The sequence below is a fragment of the Lactococcus formosensis genome (assembly GCF_018403745.1).
In the GTDB taxonomy this organism is placed as follows: domain Bacteria; phylum Bacillota; class Bacilli; order Lactobacillales; family Streptococcaceae; genus Lactococcus; species Lactococcus formosensis.
Map to the genome: position 1 here is coordinate 362,607 of NZ_BOVP01000001.1, position 17,708 is coordinate 380,314.

Consider the following 17,708-nt stretch of genomic DNA (forward strand, 5'->3'; position numbering starts at 1 on the left):
AGAAGCAGGATCATCAAAGATAAAAGGAGAACTTTATGTCTAAAATTTATGAAAACATTACTGAACTTATTGGTCAAACACCCATTATTAAACTTCGAAATCTTCCTGAAGACAGTGCGGAAGTTTATGTTAAGCTCGAGGCATTTAATCCTGGAGGCTCTGTAAAAGATCGCATTGCACTCAATATGATTCGTCAAGCAGAGCGTGATGGGCTTCTAAAAGCAGGGGGAACCATTATTGAGCCGACTTCTGGTAATACAGGTATTGGGCTTGCCTTTGTTGGCGCTGCTTTAGGCTACAAGGTTGTAATTGTCATGCCAGAAACATTCTCACTCGAACGCCGCAAATTGATTCAAGCTTATGGTGCCGAACTTATTTTAACTCCTGCTGCTGGAGGGATGAATGAAGCCATTGCCACAGCAGAACGTCTTGCAGAAGAAAAAGGCTGGTTCCTCCCCCTTCAATTTGACAATCCGGCTAATCCAGCTGCCCATGAAGCCACAACAGCTGTAGAAATACTAGAAGCTTTCGGCGAAACCGGGTTAGACGCTTTCGTGGCCGGTGCTGGTACCGGGGGTACTATTTCTGGTGTCACACATGTGCTGAAAAAATCTAATCCTAAGCTCAAAAGTTATGCCGTAGAACCTGCAAGCTCTCCTGTCTTAACAGGCGGTCAACCACAGCCACATAAACTTCAAGGGATTGGTGTTCCATTTATCCCGAAAGCATTGGATACTTCTTCTTATGATGAAGTAATTGATGTCCCGGTGGAAGAAGCTTTTGCTACTGCTCGCAAAATTGGTTTTAGTCAAGGTTTCCTTGTAGGGATCTCAAGTGGTGCAGCGATTTGGGCTGCCCTTGAAGTAGCTAAGGAGTTAGGAAAAGGCAAAAAAGTCTTGACCTTGTCTGCAGACAATGGCGAACGCTATCTCTCTACCGAACTGTATGATTTTTAATTCTTAAACTCTTAACTTAAGAGAAAAATCAATAGTTGTATTTTAGCCAACTCTTTGCTTAAACAACAGATAAAAAAGCTCCGACACTTAATCGGGGCTTTTATTCTTTTATCAATTCGCCACTTTAAGCATTTCTTGATAAATGTTGCGGAAGATTGTAAGAAAGGCTTCAATCTCTAACATATTATTTGTATGGTCCAGACTGACACGTACAGCGCTGGTTGCAAGATCAGGTTTGACATGCATCGCCATGAGTGTACCGGCAGCAGCATTTTTCTTAGAAGAACAGGCAGATGTTGTTGAGATGAAAATCTCATGTTTTTCAAAAGCATGAACAACAACTTCTCCTCTCACTCCGCGAATTCCAAAGGTCAATATATTTGGTGCGAAGTCATCCATTTCCGAAAAGAGGATAATTTTTTCTTGATTAGAGAGTTCTTCGAAGATGACCGCTTTCATTTGCCAAATTTTTTCAACTTTATGATCAAAATCTGATAATGCAAGACGAAGCGCCTTAGCTGTAGCAGCGATACCAGCCACATTTTCAGTCGTCGAACGCTTGTTATTTTCCTGACCACCGCCATGTAAAAGAGGGGCTAGGCGTTTTCCTGATTTGATGTAAAGGAAACCTACTCCTCGTGGACCATGGAATTTATGTGCTGAAAATGTTGCAAAGTCCACACGTTCCAACATAAAGTCCTCAACAGCTATTTTACCAATGGCTTGGACAGCATCAATGTGGAAAGAAATGGTAGGACGATTTTCCAAGAGTTTAGCGATTTCTTTAATTGGTTGAATAGAGCCTATCTCGTTATTTACGGCCATGACAGATACCAAAATTGTATCTTCGCGGATTAATGCCTCAAGTTCTGAAACTTTAACAAATCCCCGTTCATCAACAGGTGCTTCATCAATCTCAAAGCCTTGCGTAGCTAACCATGCTGCAGTATTTTTAACTGCAGGATGTTCTATGGCTGAGATAATGATGTGCTTCCCAAATCTTTCTTTTTCATATGCCACACCTTTTAAGACCCAGTTATCGCCTTCTGTTCCACCGCTGGTGAAGAAAATTTCCTCGGATTTAACATGAAGTAAATCCGCAATCTGGCGGCGTGAAGCGTCCAAAAGACGTGTTGCAGTCGTTCCTAAACTGTGCAAGCTCGAGGGATTTCCCATAATTTTAGTGGCTACATCTGTATATGTACGTAAAACTTCTGGATTTATAGCTGTAGTAGCTGAATTATCAAAGTAAATGATTTTAGTTTCCCCATTTCTGAATAACATTTAGCAGCTTCCTTAGCTTAAATAAAAGAAAGCTTTTTTCATCCTTACATTCTATCACTTTTTTCGCGCTTTTTACAGCTTGAAAATCGTTAGGAGCACAACTGTTCACCATCATTTAGTTTTCCTATAAATATCGACACGGGATGGAAAACTTTTAGAATAACATCAACAATAAAAAAATACCATGGTTAACCACGGTATCAGTATTTCTACGCTAGATTATTTAACAGCGTCTTTCAAAGCTTTACCAGCTTTAAATGCAGGAACTGTAGTTGCTGCGATTTGGATAGCTGCACCAGTTTGTGGGTTGCGTCCTTCGCGAGCTGCACGTTCACGAGTTTCGAAAGTACCGAAACCGATAAGTTGAACTTTTTCTCCTTTTGCGAGGAATTCAGTTACTGATTCACCGAAAGCGTTAACTGCTTTTTCAGCATCTTTTTTAGTCAATCCAGCTTTTGCTGCAACTTCAGCAATAAGATCTTGTTTGTTAGCCATTTTAAAAATGTCCTCCATATTTTGTTTTACCTGTTCTTATTAGGCACTTTTCATTTTATCAAATGTTGTGTCCCTTTGCAAGCCTAAACAGCGTTTTTCTGCGGTTTTTAGCTGATTTTAAGGTTGAATCATCAAATTAAAAGTAAAGTTTCCACTGACTAAATCTAGCTGATTTGCTTTTAAGTATAAGTTATCTGCTAAGGCAAGTTGTGGTAAATGTAATATGACTTGGTCCTTCGTCGGCAAAACTTCGACAAAGTTTGGAAGTTTAATACTTGACTTCACATAAGCGAGAACAGCGCTTGTAGGTAAGTTCAATGTCCCTGCCGAGACGTTCTTCACTTGAAGCGCAACAGAACCATCATTTAAAGCCAGAGGTTCGAAATAGATATAGAGCGGAATTTTTTGACCAAAAAGTTGGTACGAGGCTTCTAATACAGCTTGACTGTTCGATAAATAGAATTTGTAGCTCATCTCTGATGTCTGAAAATCTTGCAAATAAGTATTAATAAGCTGGTTTAATTGGTTACGATCAGTCGTTATTTTGGCAACTTCTGTCGTCTCTGTAGGCTTACTTCCTTGTCCTAAAGATTGTTGATCTCGTACATTAAATACGCGACTCGAAATGAAAGCAAAAGTTCCTAGATTAATTGCTAATAGGGCAAGAAAGAGCCATTTCCAGATTGTTTTTTTATTTTTCATTGATCACCTGATATTCTTTGAACACTGCATCAGCCATGATTTGATAGCCAATGTTGTTGGGGTGGAAACTATCTGCTGTATAAAGGAGGTCATTGATTTGGGATTGATTTTCAGAAATACCTTTCTCCCCTCCAATTCCTTTGTAAAGCAAATCATTAATGGCAATAAAGCTTGTACTTTTCTCTTCTTTTACAGTTTCTTCCGTCGCGATATTCCAATTATTAATGATTGTTTGCAAGGCCGTTATATTAGGAAAATTCATATAGAAAGGATTATAAATACCTAAAACATAGACATGAGCCTTAGGATTATTTAGCCGAATAGTATCAAATATTTTTTTCAGTTCTGTTTGATAATTGCGCGCAGGTTGCTCAAAATCTTTTTCTTTAAGTTTTGAAAGATGAGCAGCATTATCTCGGATGACTTTCATGACGTCATTGCCACCAACAGTTAAAGTGATAAAATCCGCATCTTTTATAGCTGCTTGAATATCTCGGCTCTGTATTCTATCGTAGATTTGTGTACTGGTATCACCCGCATGACCAAAGTTTTGTAACTCTACTTTTTCTGTGGTTTGGTTTTCTACCTCTTTTGCTAAAAGAGGGACGAAACCACCCTGGCCTGTTGCATCACCAATACCTTCAGTTAATGAGTCTCCCAACGCCACGTAATTCAAGGTATTATTTTGATTCTGTACTTCTTCTTTTAAACGGTTGCCAGCTGGAGCACTCAGCAAAGAAAGCAAACAGAATACAAGTAAACTTGCTAGCAAAAAGCCAGCAAGTTCAAGAATAATTTTCAGTTTTTTATTCATAATCAATCATAACAGCCCAAGCACCCGGTCCTGTATGAGTAGCAATGGTAGAGTTCGTATCTAAGATAGAAATAGGTTTTTCTACAAATTTTTGCAAAGCTTCCTTCGCTTTATTAGAAAAATCAAGACCTTCTACATGTGAAATACCAATCTCACGAATCTTGCGCCCAGAGCTTGCGATATGTTCTACTGTTTCATCTAACCATTTTGTAAAGGTCTTATTTCCACGTCCTCGTGTCATTACACCCAACTCACGGTTTTTAAGCTCCATCACGATACGTACATGCAAAAGACTTCCTACGATCCCTGTTGTACGACTGATACGTCCTCCTTTAACCAGGTTTTCGAGCGTCGAAATCCCAATAAAAAGTTCTGTATTTTCACGTACATGATTTATTCTCTCTAAGATTTCTTCTTTTCCGAGACCTTCTTTAGCTAATCGTGCAGCTTCCACTACTTGGAATTTTAAACCTTGGTCCGTGAAATCACTATCAAGAACTGTTACATCACGACCAGAAAGCATCGCTCCTTGACGCGCTGCTTGTACTGTACCGCTTAAACTTTCAGTGATATGGATGGAAATAATCGCATCTTCTTCGCTGGCAATTTCTTCATATTTTTCTGCAAAGACCCCTACAGGAGGCTGGCTTGTTTTAGGCAACGCCTTTGAAGCCTTCATTTTTTCCATAAATGAGTCCAAGGGTAAGTCTGAATCAAGGTAAGTTGTACCGTCAATAGTTACCGATAATGGAACTACAGTAATATCAAGTTCTTCTACTAATTCTGGTTCAATCGTTATTGATGAATCTGTCACAATTTTAATTGTCATATTTTCTCCAAATCAAAATAAAAAGACTTCGATTTCTTTTCTAAACAATCTATGTTAATATATATTAATATTATACCAAATGAACTGCAATTTCGCTAATGCTCTTTTTCAAATTTATAAATATTTTGATTTTGGAAAGCGAAATTATTGTGGAAAGAAGGAGATCAATGGAAAAGCCAGCTTCTCGTGCTTATCAAATTGTCGACCAGGTCTTTAATGCCATCACACATGGGATAGGAACTGGTCTTGCTATTACAGGACTTGTTTTACTCATCCTTAAGGGAGTAGCCAATCACTCACCGATACAGATTGTTGCCTTTTCAATCTATGGTGCCTCTCTTGTACTGCTTTTTCTCTTTTCAACTTTGGCACATAGTCTTCACTTTACACGCGCCCAAAAAGTTTTTCAAGTTTTTGATCATAGCGGTATCTTTTTACTCATCGCTGGGACTTATACACCTTACTGCCTCGTTACTTTAGGAAATTGGTTAGGCTGGGGGATGTTAGCACTTGTTTGGCTCTGTGCAATCTTAGGAATCGTCGTTACAGCTATCTATCTTCCACGATGGAACACAGTACCTCGTGGCTCAACTGTTCTTTATATCGTTATGGGATGGGTTATTCTTTTTGCTATTTACCCTCTCTGGCAACTTCTTCCTGCCTATGGCTTCTGGTTTTTAGTTGGAGGAGGGGTGATCTACTCTGTCGGCGCTATTATTTATCGTTACAAATTCCCCTTCGCTCACGTGGTTTGGCATCTTTTTGTTCTGGGTGCCGCAATGCTGATGTGGTTCTCCATCTATGGTTATGTTGGCTCATAAGAAAAACGCTATTTATAAACAGCGTTTAAGACATAGGTTTTCAACTTATTCAAAAGTAAATCATTTTCTTCCACATAGACCTGAGTCTGTGTGGTTTTTTTTGTATCAGCAAAATGCAGAATAACTTGTATCCCCCCAGGAAATTCACGTAAAATTTGAGAAACGCGTGAATTATGACTTGCATCTTCAAGATTTAGCCACAGTTTACGCTGTGTGTCTTCTACTTCAATAACACGATCAGCAAGCATTTGCAAAGCATCATTTCTTTCAGAAACTTTCCCAGAGACTAAATAAAATTTTCCTTTTTCAAGATTTGCCATAAACCGCCGATAATTTTCTGGAAAAAGAGTAATATCAAAATTTTCCTTACTGTCAGTTGTCGATAGGAAAGCCATTGTCTCCCCAGTCTTTGTACGGTGGGTACGCACGGCAAGCAGTTCGACTAGTACAGTCGCTCGCTTATTTTTTTGCAACTCGGTCAGTGCTGTAAAATTTGTTTTCAGTTTAAGCGCTAAAGATTGCAAAGGATGAGGCGTAATCCCAACGCCTAAAAATTGCTTTTCAAACTCATATTTCTCTGATTGTAGATAATCCTCTGCATCTTGAAAAGAGAATTTTAAGGCAGAATCTCGAAAAAGATCCAGTTGGATATTTTGGTTATAATCAATCAAAGTCGGTAAGTTCTGGGCAAGCTTCCCTCTGTTCCTATCTTGCTCATCAAAGGCTCCAATTTGCACAAGAGGAAGTAAATAATCTTCTTTCTGGAAATTTTGCGGTAAACTTTTTACAAGATTGGCTAAATCATTAAAGGGTCTATGTTCAACAATCCAGAATGCCATATCTCGTGGAATGGTCCGTACATTTGCTAAGCCTAAGGCAATTTTTCCATTTTCTACTCTGTCATGATAGGGCATCCGATTAATGAAAGGTTGCTCCATTTGGAAATCATTATCCAAAGCGTCTTGAATCATACTCTCTCTTTTGCGATCTCGCAGTTGGACCTCATAAAATTCATCGGGATAATTCGCCTTGAAGTAGGCAATTTGAAAAGCTAAAGCAGCATAAGCATAGGCATGGGAACGGTTAAAACCATAGTTAGCAAAACGTTCAATCAGACGGTATATCTCCATAGCTTGTGCTTCAGTATGCCCAAGCTTCAGACTACCTGCTAAAAATTCAGCTTGGAGCTCTTCAAATTCTTTTCCTTTCTTCTTTGAGATTGCACGGCGGAGCAAGTCAGCCTTACCCAAAGAGAAGCCAGCAAAGCGTTGTGCAACTTGCATGATTTGTTCCTGATAAATCATAATGCCATAAGTCGGGGCTAATATTTCTGTCAGAGTCTCGTCAACGACTTCTACTTTTTCCTGTCCGTGACGTCGAGCAACAAATTGTGGAATAAACTGTGAAGGGCCTGGACGAAAAATAGATGTCGCATCAACAATATCCTCAAACTTTGTTGGGGCTAGATTACGCAAGAAACGTCTCATCTGTGGATTTTCAAATTGAAAAATACCTAGAGTATTTCCAGCGCGAAAAAGTGCTAATGTTTTTTCATCTTCTAAATCAATGTGCAAGGGATCAATACGCACGTTTTTACGTTGTTGTACTAATTCGCACAAACGCTCAATTATCGTTAAATTACGTAAACCCAAAAAGTCGATTTTTAAAAGCCCGATTGCTTCGACATCCAGTGCCTCATACTGTGTGAGTGCCAAATCATCGGATGGTTTTAGAGGGACGTAATTGACCAAAGATTCTTGGCTTAACACTACGCCTGAAGCATGTGTTGAGGTTTGACGGGGTAATCCCTCAATCCGAGTAGCAATCTCATATACTTTTTGCAAACGGCTATCGCGCAAAACTTCAGCCTTAAGCCTAGGGTTTTCCTCGTATTCATCACGAAGGGAACCAAAACGTTGTCCAAGCATCCGTGTAAGAGAAGAGAGCTCAGCCTCATTCATTCCAAAAGCTTTTCCTACATCACGTAAAGCTTGACGTTTACCCAAGGTCGAGAAAGTTACAATCTGCGCCACGTGGTCACTTCCATATCGTCGCTTCATATAAGCAAGTAACTCGGAACGTTTGGTATCGGGCATGTCAATATCGATATCGGGCATCGCGACACGTTCTGGATTTAGGAAACGCTCAAAGAAGAGATTATTTGCCACAGGATCAACATGAGTAATCCCCAATGTGTAAGCTACTAATGAACCAGCAGCAGAGCCGCGCCCCATCCCACAGTAGATAGCATTTTCACTTGCATAGCGTAATAAGTCCGCAACGATAAGGAAATAATCATCAAAACCCATCTGATGAATGACCGAAAGTTCATGTTCAAGACGTGTGCGGTAAACTTCTCCTACAGGCAGATGGGCTTCTGCTCTTTCGCGTAAGAGTTCCGCAGCATCTCTTTGTTTATCAAACTGAGGTAATCCTAACTTTTCACTAAAGTCATATGAAATATTTTCCACTAAATTTTCAAGATTATCTAAAGCTTGAGGATAATTCTTAGCATATAATTTTTCATAGACTTCTGGCCTCTGTAAAAGTTCAGCATTTGATAACGTCAACTCTTGATTGTAAGGTATTAAGTCACGTATCGCATGCAGAACTTCAAGGCTTTCATTATCGGCCTGTGACAAGTAGCGTACAGGGTTGAATGGAAGGGGGGGAAACTGAAGTGATATTTGCTCGGTGCTAGTAGGCAAGACTCCCACATATACTTCTGCCTGAATCTGTGAAAGGGCAGAGAGATTTGCATAAGACTCGGGTACCACCAAAGCCACATCTTTTAAAAAGCTCTCAATATCAGAAAAACGGTGGCGTCCGTAATTATAGCTGGAGGATATTTTTAAAAGGTTTTTATAACCCTCAGTATTTTTTGCAATAAAACTAAAGGAAACAGGTAAGGTTTCTAGCTCAAAAACAAGCTCAATTCCAATAATGGGCTGTATGTTTTTCTTTTGCGCTTTAATAGCAAAGCGATAAGCACCATGTAGATTTCCAACATCGCAAATGCCGAGTTGTTTATAGCCCATTTTTTCTGCCATATTCAGATAATCATCCACTCGGACAACACTGTCTAAAAAACTGTACTCTGTTTTGGTGTTGAGTTGTGCAAACATATGACCCCTTTCTCCCTTGTTTTTATACTTTTTTCGCATAATTCTTGAATTTTAGCTCTAATAGTATTATACTTTATTTTGAAGAAAAATCGAAAGAAGAATTATTATGAAAGTACTTGTAACTCTTTTCTGGTCAGCCGTTATCGGCGAAGTTGTAGGTTACATCATGACCGCACTCGCTGGGGTAGCTGACAAGCCGTTTAGCACTTTGGTTGTCTCACTGGTATTCGGACTTTTTGTTTTACTCATTAGTAAAGTCGGAGTTGTGGAACCAAAGCATTAATCTCTCTTTCAAAGACCGATCAAAAAAAGCAGGTTTTTAATCTGCTTTTTTTGTGTCATAATAATCCTTTTCTTGTAGCTCCCAATACTCTTGATCTGTCTCACTAATTTCTCTTAAAATACGTGCCGGATTTCCCACAGCGATGACATGTGCGGGCAGATCTTTAGTAACTACTGCTCCTGACCCTACAATCGTTCCCTCACCAATACTAACACCTGGATTCACAATAACACCTGCACCGAGCCATACACGATCGCCAATAGTGATTGGTTTTGCATATTCAAGCCCTCGAACCCGAACAGCTGCATCGATAGGATGCAATGGTGTAATCAGGCTTACGCGAGGTCCAAACATTACATCGTCTCCAATAGTGATGGGCGCAACATCCAAAAAGGTACAATCCACATTGGCATAAAAATTTTCACCAATGTGTGTGTTAAAACCATAATCGACTTGAAGTGGCGGATTCACATAAATAGATTTTCCTGTACTCCCAAACAATTGTTTCTCTAAAGCAATAATTTCTTTTTGATCCATTAGGCTGGTTTGATTTATCTTTTGGGCAAGTACTCTTCCTGGTTGTGGATCATACTCTTTTTCAATCTTGGATGCACTGTAAAGTTGCCCTGAAATCATACGTTGATATTCTGACATTGTTTCTCCTCTCAGTATTGCAACAAGTATATCAAATTGTGATAGGAAAAAATATTAAAAAGTAAAAATAAAAATCCCCAATTTCAGTAGGGATTTTTATTTTTACATGTTTTCCACTGCAGCTTTAACAAAGGCTTGATAAAGTTCTTCTGGACGGTTTGGACGTGATTGTAATTCTGGATGATATTGACAAGCCACGAAGAATTTCTTGTCTGTCAACTCAACGATTTCAACCAAACGATTGTCAGGAGAAACACCAGAGAATGTGAAGCCCGCAGCTTCAAATTGTTCACGGTATTTATTGTTAAATTCATAGCGGTGGCGGTGACGACGTTGAACAACATCCGCATCGTTATAAGCCGCACGTGCTTTAGTATTTGCTTTAAGTTTTGATGGGTAAAGACCTAAGCGTAAAGTCCCTCCCATGTCTTCAACATCGACTTGATCACGCATGATATCGATAATTGGATATGGTGTTTCTGGGTTTAATTCGTAAGAATGCGCCCCTTTCATGCCTAAAACATTGCGTGCAAACTCCACGCAAGTCATTTGCATACCAAGACAAATACCCAACATTGGCACATCATTTTCACGGGCATAACGGATAGCCGAAATCTTACCTTCTGAACCACGTTCACCAAATCCACCAGGGACGATAATACCATGTGCATCTTTCAAACGTGCAGCAGCATTACTATCGTCTAAGTCATTTGCATTCACCCAGTCCAATTCAATGTCACTATCTGCTGGATATCCCGCATGTTTCAAGGCTTCTGTCACTGAGATATAGGCATCTGGTAACTCTACGTATTTACCAACCAAAGCGATTTTGACTTTTTTCTTAAGGTTCATCACATGGTCAACCATTGCTGCCCATTCGGTCATATCAGCTGCAGGGGCGTCAAGTTTCAAATGATCACAAACGATTTGATCCATGTTTTGCTCTTGCAAGTTTAATGGAATTTGGTAGAGATGTTCCACATCAAGAGACTGGATAACTGCTTCAGGATCAACATCACAATACATGGCTACTTTGTCGCGCATTTCGCGTGTGATTGGAACTTCTGTACGAAGCACCAACATATTGGCCTGGATACCATATTCACGCAATGTTTTTGTCGCATTTTGTGCAATTTTTGTTTTTAACTCACCAGCTGCACGCAAGTGAAGAATTGGTACAGTGTGAATATACATCACATTATCTGAACCCACTTCTGCCTTCATTTGACGTAAAGCTTCAATGAATGGCAAAGATTCCATATCACCTACTGTACCACCAACCTCAGTGATGATAACATCTGCATCAGTCATTGTTGCTGCACGCTTAATTTTTTCTTTTAATGTATCTGTAACGTGAGGTACCATTTGAACTGTGGCTCCAAGATACTCCCCTTTACGCTCTTTACGTAAAATTTCAGAGTAAACTTTACCTGAAGTTACATTTGAGTATTTATTAAGATTGATATCAATAAAGCGCTCATAGTGTCCAAGGTCAAGGTCTGTTTCAGCGCCATCGTCTGTAACAAAAACCTCACCGTGTTGATAAGGGCTCATTGTCCCTGGATCAATATTAAGATATGGGTCAAATTTTTGTACAGTTACTTTAAGGCCTCGGTTTTTGAGCAAACGTCCCAAAGACGCTGCAACAATACCCTTACCCATTGATGATGTACCACCACCTGTGACGAAAATATACTTAGTTGCCAATGTGAAATCTCCTCTGTTTTCTATATTAAGCCTGGGGAAATGTGACAGAAAAATAATTATTTTTATTTTTCCTAACGAGGCGCTTAGGCAAAACTCCGTAAAGCTTGCCGTCGAACATTTAGTGGTTTTAGCCACAAATGTGAGTCACGAAATAAAAAAATAAGCTCCCTTTTGTAAGGGAGCTTCTGACTTTACCGCAAAAAGCGGTGCCCGAATATTATTCTATATGATTTTGATTTTTTTGTCAAGGTCCTAGATTTTATCTGGAGTAAAAAAGAGGATAAGAACTCCTATCCTCCTTTTAGAAATTAGTGAATATCAGTCGAACTCGCGAGCAACTGGTTTCTCTCTGAGGTCAACTACTTCGACTTTAAATGTCATCTGCACCTCCCTCTTTAATGTTAAATTCATTTTCTCACACTTTGTCCTTATTACCAACTGATATGCAAAATTTCCAGTAAGGCACTTATCCAGACTTTTACTTACTCATAACTTGCACGTTCCCCACCAATAAGCTTAGGACGCGATTTAAGAGCTGTGACATGCGCTCCGCCAAGTTCTTTCAAGACAGGTCGCACAGGGATTTGGACATGCTTCACATGCATGCCAATAGATGTGTCACCAATATCAAGGCCAGCATATGCCGTGATATGCTCAACTTCTACTGGTGCCTTAAACAGCTTATAAGCTGCCACTTGCCCACTTCCTCCAGCATGGAGCTGTGGTACAACAGAAACAATTTCCAAGTCTTTTTTATCCGCCAATTCTTGCTCTACAAGTAAAGCACGGTTAAGGTGTTCACAAGCCTGGACAGCTAAATAAATTCCACGTACCTTGAGTGCTTCGTAAATCGTTCCAACAATTACTTCGCCAATCTCAGCTGAGGAGTTTTTGCCAATTGTACCGCCATTGACTTCGGAACTAGATAGGCCCAAGACAAAAATCTGTCCAGCTTTTATCTCTGTTTTTGCAATAACATCTTCAATAATTATTTTTGTTTCTTCTTTAATTTGTTTTAAGTCCATGAAGCGCACCTGATTTCTTAAGAATTTCTGTGAGAAGTAAAGCAAGGACAAAGCCAGCACTGGTTTGCACAGCATTAATTGCCATATCTGGTACTGCCACGGCCAAACTTCCAACAATAAACATATCTGCTATAAAATAACCGCCGACCATAACCACAGTAGCCAACACGTAATTAAGTACTTTGCTTTTTGTTATGACACCTAAATAACCTTGGAGTCCATGAATGACTAAAGTAAAGAACATGTATGCCGCATATCCCGCAATAAAATCATTGAGAAATCCTGCTAGTGCACCAACAATTAGACCTTCACGTTTTCCAAGAAGCATCGCTGTCGTGAAAATACCCGCATCGAGTAAGGTAAAATAACCACCAGGAATAGGTATTTTTGTGAAATAACCCAAGACAAATGTCAAAGCAGCTAACAGAGCTAACAGGGTTAATTTTTTAGTTGAGTACTTCATTGATCCTGCTTTCTTTTACTTTTTAACGTCTGTTCAAATTCTACGCCGTAACGCTTATCAGCAGACTTCGGTGTATTTTTTATTGATTTAACTACAAAGTCAACAGCTTCTCGTGTTGCTGCGGTTAAAGTTTTACCATTAGTTAATTCTGCAGATAAAACAGAACCGAAGATGTCTCCAGTGCCATGATAAGCCCCTGGCAATTTTTCTGCCAAAACATAGTCGATCTGTCCGGTGCTTCTTGCTGCAGCAGCTCCAATGTATTTTTCATCAAGCATAACACCTGTCAGAACAATATTTTTTGCCCCACGTGCTTGCAATTTTTCAATGAGCATTTCAATGAAGCCCTCTGTCTGAACCCCTTCTTGATAAGGAGTTCCTGTGAGGAGACACGCTTCTGTGATATTGGGCAAAAGGACATCTGCATAAGGCAAAAGCTCACCCATTTTTTCTACAAAGTGCATGTCAAACACACTATAAAGCTCCCCGTGGTCTGCCATAACCGGATCAATAATGGTCAAATTATTTTCATCTTTATATATATCAATTAAGCCTTTGAGCACGTCAATTTGTTCAGCAGAGGCCATAAAGCCACTGTATATTCCATCCATCTGAAGATTTAGTTCTTGCCATGCTTGAATAATGTTGCGCATTTCATCTGTAAGATCAAGATAAGTAAAGTTTGTAAAGCCTCCTGTATGTGTTGATAAAAGCGCTGTTGGCAATAATCGACACTCAATACCATACGCACTAATAATCGGGAGTGCCACGGTTAAGGAACAACGACCCACGCAAGAAATGTCATGTACAGCAACAATATTTTTAGTCAAGATAAATTACCTCCTTGAGATAGAGCCCTTCTGGGGCAGCAGTCGGACCTGCTAGGTCACGATTTTTACTTTCTAAAATCTTTTTAATCTGGGAAACAGGCATCCGCCCATTCCCTATCTTGATAACAGTTCCCATCATATTACGCACTTGTTTATAAAGAAAACCGTTACCACGAAAAATAAATTTATAATTTTCATTGTCGAGTTTCACGATTTCAGCTTGAGTAATCGTTCGGACCTTATCTTCAACTGTAGCACCAGCTGCTGTAAAGCCAGTAAAATCGTGCGTACCAACCAAATCCGCTAGAGCTTGTCGCATCAAATCTTCATCAAGTTTATAACGAAAATGTGCACGATAAAGGCGATGAAAGGGGCTTCGAACTTTACTATTTTCCAGAAAATATTCATAAATTTTTTCATGCTTGTTAAAGCGAACATGAAAGTCCTCTTCAACTTGTGTGACTTCATGAAAGGCAATATCTGATGGGGTTTGCGTGTCCAAAGCAAAACGTAAACGTTCTTCATCTCGCTGCCCTTGTAAGTCGAAGTGAATCCGTTGAGCATGTGCATGAACACCTGAATCAGTACGCCCTGAACCATGCAATATTACAGGCTGATGAGAATTTAGCTTTGTCAAGACTTTTTCAATTTCTTCTTGGACAGTCCGTTGATTATTTTGAGTTTGAAAACCTGCAAAATTTGTGCCATCATAAGCAATCGTTGCCATATATCTAGTCATGCTTATATTATAGCAAAATCAAGAATATATTTGTCTAACATAATTTAGAGTTTCCTCACCATTCTACATAATCCTCACTCTATTTTGAAAGCCCTTTAGTGTCTTAGAGCTTACATTGATGAGGTTAGAGCCTATTTCACAAATGTACGCCATGTGTCTATATAACGTGTTAAAAACGCCCACGAGATTTTTACTCACTGTACTGATAATAACCGTACGACAGTTAGATTACTACTGTCGGAATCTTGCATAGAATAAAACAATATAGATTTGGCACAAATTTGGCTCAAAACACAAAAATGAGTATAAAAAATGCCCCGCCACGAAGGCGGAGCGAGGTTTGGCACCATGATCCGAGGGGGATTCGAACCCTCGACCGTTCGCTTAGAAGGCGAATGCTCTATCCAGCTGAGCTATCGGACCAAAATAGACAAGTAGAATTTTTCACTACTTGTCTAGTCTATCATATTTTTCTAATTGAAGCAATTATTGTCCTGTATAAGGATCAACATAGGCAGTTGTATCATCTGCGTTAGCACCTCCCATTCCTGGGTCAGTAGTTCCATATGCTGTACTATCGTCTACTGAAGCCCCGTAAGGGTCTGGGGTGGTTGCACCAGTCTGATTTTCCTCAGAGGAATTCGTTTTATCAGATGAGCTTGGTTTATCACTTGTCGCTGCACTACCATCTGTCGCAACATAGGTAGCAGAATTGCTGCTATCAAGATTCACAAAAGAACCATTGACATCAATACCATAAACCGTTGATTTGCCATTTTCTGTCACTGTTGCTGAAGGCATGAAATAAGCGTCAGGTATATTACCTGTTAATGTTTCATAAGTGATCAAATTATTACTCAAACTATTGCTAGTCTCTTTTTTCAGTGAGTTACGTAAAGCATTTTGAACTGCTAATGTCGTATTTGTAGACAAAAGCTGATAAGATCCACCATCTCCTGGATTCATATAATCAATCCCTTGATATTGAATCGAAACGATTTTATTAAAACAATCCTTATAACCTAGTAAAGAAGTTAATGTTGAACCGTTGATTGGAATATTTGTTTTGATGTCTTCACTAATATCATCCAAGAATTTTTGATATTGAGTAATGTTATTCAACGCTAAGAGCTTTGTCACTACTGCTGAAATAACTTCACGTTGGTGCGCTGCACGGCCGTAGTCTCCATTAGGTAAATGATGACGATCACGCGAATAAACAAGCGCTTGATCACCATTAATATGTTGTTTGCCTGGTGGAACTTTCGCAGTGTACTCCGGCTCTGTATCAGAGATATAAAGTGTCTGTCCAGTGGTATTGTCAATATCAATACCACCCACATCATTAACCAAGTTGACAAGACCATCAAAATTAATCATGAGGAAATTATCAACATTGATTCCAGCTTGTTCTCCAATCGTCTTCATGGCATATTGCACACCTGTTTCCAGTCCTCCTGCATTATACCCCATTGGATAAGCGGCGTTCATCTTCTGTGTCGAAATAGTATTACCCTTATCATCCAAAATGTTAGACATAACATCTCGTTCAAGAGATACCATCGTTGTTGTATTCGTTTTGGGATTAAGCGTCATCACAATCTGTGAGTCTGAATTTCCATCCCAGCTTGTTGATCCTCCGCGACCAGCTCCGCCAGTATCGACACCCATGAGTAAAATTGTTAATGGCTCAGTTGCCTTAATAATTTTCCCCGCATCTGTACTTCCAACTTCAGCATAGGTTTTCGAGAATGCTTTTGTTGTGCTATCTAAAACTGTCGAAACATAGACAGTGGCTGCTCCAGCCGTTAAGGCGATGATCCCAACGATCATCAACAGCGATTTTTTCCAAAGTTTCATAGTAAAATTATATCAAATTTCAACAAATAAACAACAAGAAATGAAAAAAGCGACTAAATAGACATTTTTTTCCTATTTGACCGCTTTGTTTAGCTTAAAAAAACTTGACCATTTGATACACATCTATCAGCTGTCCATCCTCATCACGTGCACCGTATTTTTGAATTGTTTCAAGATCAAAACCAAACTTTTTATATAAATGAATTGCTGCTTTATTACGCTTTTGAACAGTTAATTCAAGTCGCTTTATCACATCCATTTCCTCAATCCATTCAAGAGCATCTTCAAATAGAAAAGAACCAATACCATAACCTTGAAATTGTGAACTCACAGCAATAAAAATATCCCCAATATGGCGTATGCGATAATGAAAATCTGCTGTGATATGCAGCACACCAGCAATTTCTTGACCAACAAAGGCCAGAAAATAAGCATTATTGTCTTTCGTAAGAATCTGCGCCAAGTAATCTTGCATTTGAGTGGGAGACATAAGAATCCCAGCTTCATCTAAAGTCAAAAAATGACTTTCTTTCCCTACCTGATTAAGAAAAGCAATGAGTGCTATACTATCTTCAGGAGTTGCTTCGCGTATCAGTAACTCTGTACTCATAATTCTCCTAGTAATGCTTCATAGCGTTGCCCGTGTGGAAAGAGCTCCAAGACACGTTCAGCATCTGTTGCAAAGCCCTCTGCGTATTTATCAAGCTTTACTTCTAAATACGCATCAGGTAAATTTTCACCTAGCAACTCGCCCCATTCAATAACAGAAACTCCTTCGCCAAAAAGATAATCGTCAAGGTCAAAGCTATCAGGATCATCTACTGCACGGTAAACATCCATATGATATAAAGGTAGCTTTCCTTCGTCATATTCCCGCACAATGGTGTAAGTGGGGCTCTTAATCATCTGTGAAATTTCTAAACCTAAAGCTAAACCCTTTACAAAGGTTGTTTTACCTGCGCCAAGTTCACCTGTCAAAACAATAATATCTTGTGCCTGAAGAAGGCCACCTAAACGCTCAGCAAATGTGAGCATTTTTTCTTCATTAACTTTTAATCTCATAGCTTTATTATAGCACAACTCACAGCGTGAAATTCAGTAATCACGCCTGTCCTGTTTTG

The 17,708-nt window shown here is 39.4% G+C and carries 18 protein-coding genes and 1 tRNA gene; 3 read left to right on the top strand and 16 right to left on the bottom strand.

Features of this window, described 5'->3' with window-relative positions; translation table 11 throughout:
* Positions 1–35: 35 nt before the first annotated feature.
* Entirely contained in the window at positions 36–956 is a 921-nt protein-coding gene (cysK, locus tag KJS37_RS01820; RefSeq protein ID WP_213495658.1) for a cysteine synthase A, read from the top strand.
* Between the two features lie 111 nt (positions 957–1,067).
* Here the strand turns inward: cysK and KJS37_RS01825 are convergent, their stop codons facing one another.
* The 5 genes from KJS37_RS01825 to fakB form a co-directional block, all read right to left on the bottom strand.
* Entirely contained in the window at positions 1,068–2,213 is a 1,146-nt protein-coding gene (locus tag KJS37_RS01825) for a cysteine desulfurase family protein (protein WP_308442728.1), read from the bottom strand.
* A 246-nt stretch (positions 2,214–2,459) separates the two neighbouring features.
* The gene (gene hbs / locus KJS37_RS01830) at positions 2,460–2,735 is read right to left on the bottom strand and encodes a non-specific DNA-binding protein Hbs (RefSeq protein WP_003133973.1); all 276 of its coding nucleotides are present in this window, start codon (positions 2,733–2,735) and stop codon (positions 2,460–2,462) included.
* Between the two features lie 117 nt (positions 2,736–2,852).
* Positions 2,853–3,437, bottom strand: coding sequence for a YpmS family protein (locus KJS37_RS01835; protein ID WP_096368679.1), 585 nt, complete (start codon positions 3,435–3,437; stop codon positions 2,853–2,855).
* Positions 3,427–4,251 carry an SGNH/GDSL hydrolase family protein gene (locus tag KJS37_RS01840; protein ID WP_308442727.1) on the bottom strand — a complete coding sequence of 275 codons (825 nt, stop codon included), beginning with the start codon at positions 4,249–4,251 and terminating at the stop codon, positions 3,427–3,429. The genes KJS37_RS01835 and KJS37_RS01840 overlap by 11 nt, the downstream gene beginning before the upstream one ends.
* A complete protein-coding gene (gene fakB, locus KJS37_RS01845) occupies positions 4,244–5,080 on the bottom strand; it encodes a DegV family protein (protein ID WP_003133969.1) in 837 nt (278 codons plus the stop codon). The genes KJS37_RS01840 and fakB overlap by 8 nt, the downstream gene beginning before the upstream one ends.
* Positions 5,081–5,247: 167 nt before the next feature.
* Between fakB and trhA the strand changes: the two genes are divergently transcribed.
* On the top strand, positions 5,248–5,901 hold the full coding sequence (trhA, locus tag KJS37_RS01850) for a PAQR family membrane homeostasis protein TrhA (protein WP_017369401.1): 654 nt from the start codon (positions 5,248–5,250) through the stop codon (positions 5,899–5,901).
* 8 nt (positions 5,902–5,909) lie between these two features.
* Here trhA and KJS37_RS01855 read toward each other — a convergent pair whose 3' ends face one another.
* On the bottom strand, positions 5,910–9,026 hold the full coding sequence (locus KJS37_RS01855) for a DNA polymerase III subunit alpha (protein ID WP_213495664.1): 3,117 nt from the start codon (positions 9,024–9,026) through the stop codon (positions 5,910–5,912).
* Positions 9,027–9,132: 106 nt separating this feature from the next.
* Here KJS37_RS01855 and KJS37_RS01860 point away from each other — a divergent pair, with 106 nt between their 5' ends.
* Positions 9,133–9,309 carry a DUF2929 family protein gene (locus tag KJS37_RS01860; RefSeq protein WP_017369403.1) on the top strand — a complete coding sequence of 59 codons (177 nt, stop codon included), beginning with the start codon at positions 9,133–9,135 and terminating at the stop codon, positions 9,307–9,309.
* Positions 9,310–9,345: 36 nt separating this feature from the next.
* Here the strand turns inward: KJS37_RS01860 and KJS37_RS01865 are convergent, their stop codons facing one another.
* From KJS37_RS01865 to tsaE, 10 genes are all read right to left on the bottom strand, one after another.
* Positions 9,346–9,963, bottom strand: a complete 618-nt coding sequence (locus KJS37_RS01865) for a sugar O-acetyltransferase (RefSeq protein ID WP_213495666.1) — start codon at positions 9,961–9,963, stop codon at positions 9,346–9,348.
* Between the two features lie 102 nt (positions 9,964–10,065).
* A complete protein-coding gene (gene pyrG / locus KJS37_RS01870) occupies positions 10,066–11,670 on the bottom strand; it encodes a CTP synthase (RefSeq protein WP_017369405.1) in 1,605 nt (534 codons plus the stop codon).
* A 482-nt stretch (positions 11,671–12,152) separates the two neighbouring features.
* Positions 12,153–12,695, bottom strand: coding sequence for a TIGR01440 family protein (locus KJS37_RS01875; RefSeq protein ID WP_165711862.1), 543 nt, complete (start codon positions 12,693–12,695; stop codon positions 12,153–12,155).
* A complete protein-coding gene (locus tag KJS37_RS01880) occupies positions 12,676–13,158 on the bottom strand; it encodes an ECF transporter S component (RefSeq protein ID WP_165711861.1) in 483 nt (160 codons plus the stop codon). Before KJS37_RS01880 ends, KJS37_RS01875 begins: the two co-directional genes overlap by 20 nt.
* Positions 13,155–13,988, bottom strand: coding sequence for a pyridoxamine kinase (locus KJS37_RS01885; RefSeq protein WP_017369408.1), 834 nt, complete (start codon positions 13,986–13,988; stop codon positions 13,155–13,157). The genes KJS37_RS01880 and KJS37_RS01885 overlap by 4 nt, the downstream gene beginning before the upstream one ends.
* Positions 13,981–14,727, bottom strand: a complete 747-nt coding sequence (gene truA, locus KJS37_RS01890; RefSeq protein ID WP_017369409.1) for a tRNA pseudouridine(38-40) synthase TruA — start codon at positions 14,725–14,727, stop codon at positions 13,981–13,983. The genes KJS37_RS01885 and truA overlap by 8 nt, the downstream gene beginning before the upstream one ends.
* A gap of 349 nt (positions 14,728–15,076) precedes the next feature.
* Positions 15,077–15,150, bottom strand: a tRNA-Arg gene (locus KJS37_RS01895).
* Between the two features lie 63 nt (positions 15,151–15,213).
* Positions 15,214–16,587 carry an LCP family protein gene (locus KJS37_RS01900; RefSeq protein ID WP_213495668.1) on the bottom strand — a complete coding sequence of 458 codons (1,374 nt, stop codon included), beginning with the start codon at positions 16,585–16,587 and terminating at the stop codon, positions 15,214–15,216.
* A 94-nt stretch (positions 16,588–16,681) separates the two neighbouring features.
* Positions 16,682–17,197: a GNAT family N-acetyltransferase gene (locus KJS37_RS01905; RefSeq protein WP_213495670.1), complete on the bottom strand. Its 516-nt coding sequence runs from the start codon at positions 17,195–17,197 to the stop codon at positions 16,682–16,684.
* Positions 17,194–17,649 (bottom strand): tRNA (adenosine(37)-N6)-threonylcarbamoyltransferase complex ATPase subunit type 1 TsaE, encoded by a 456-nt coding sequence (gene tsaE, locus KJS37_RS01910; RefSeq protein WP_213495672.1) that lies wholly within the window; start codon positions 17,647–17,649, stop codon positions 17,194–17,196. Before tsaE ends, KJS37_RS01905 begins: the two co-directional genes overlap by 4 nt.
* Positions 17,650–17,708 lie beyond the last annotated feature (59 nt).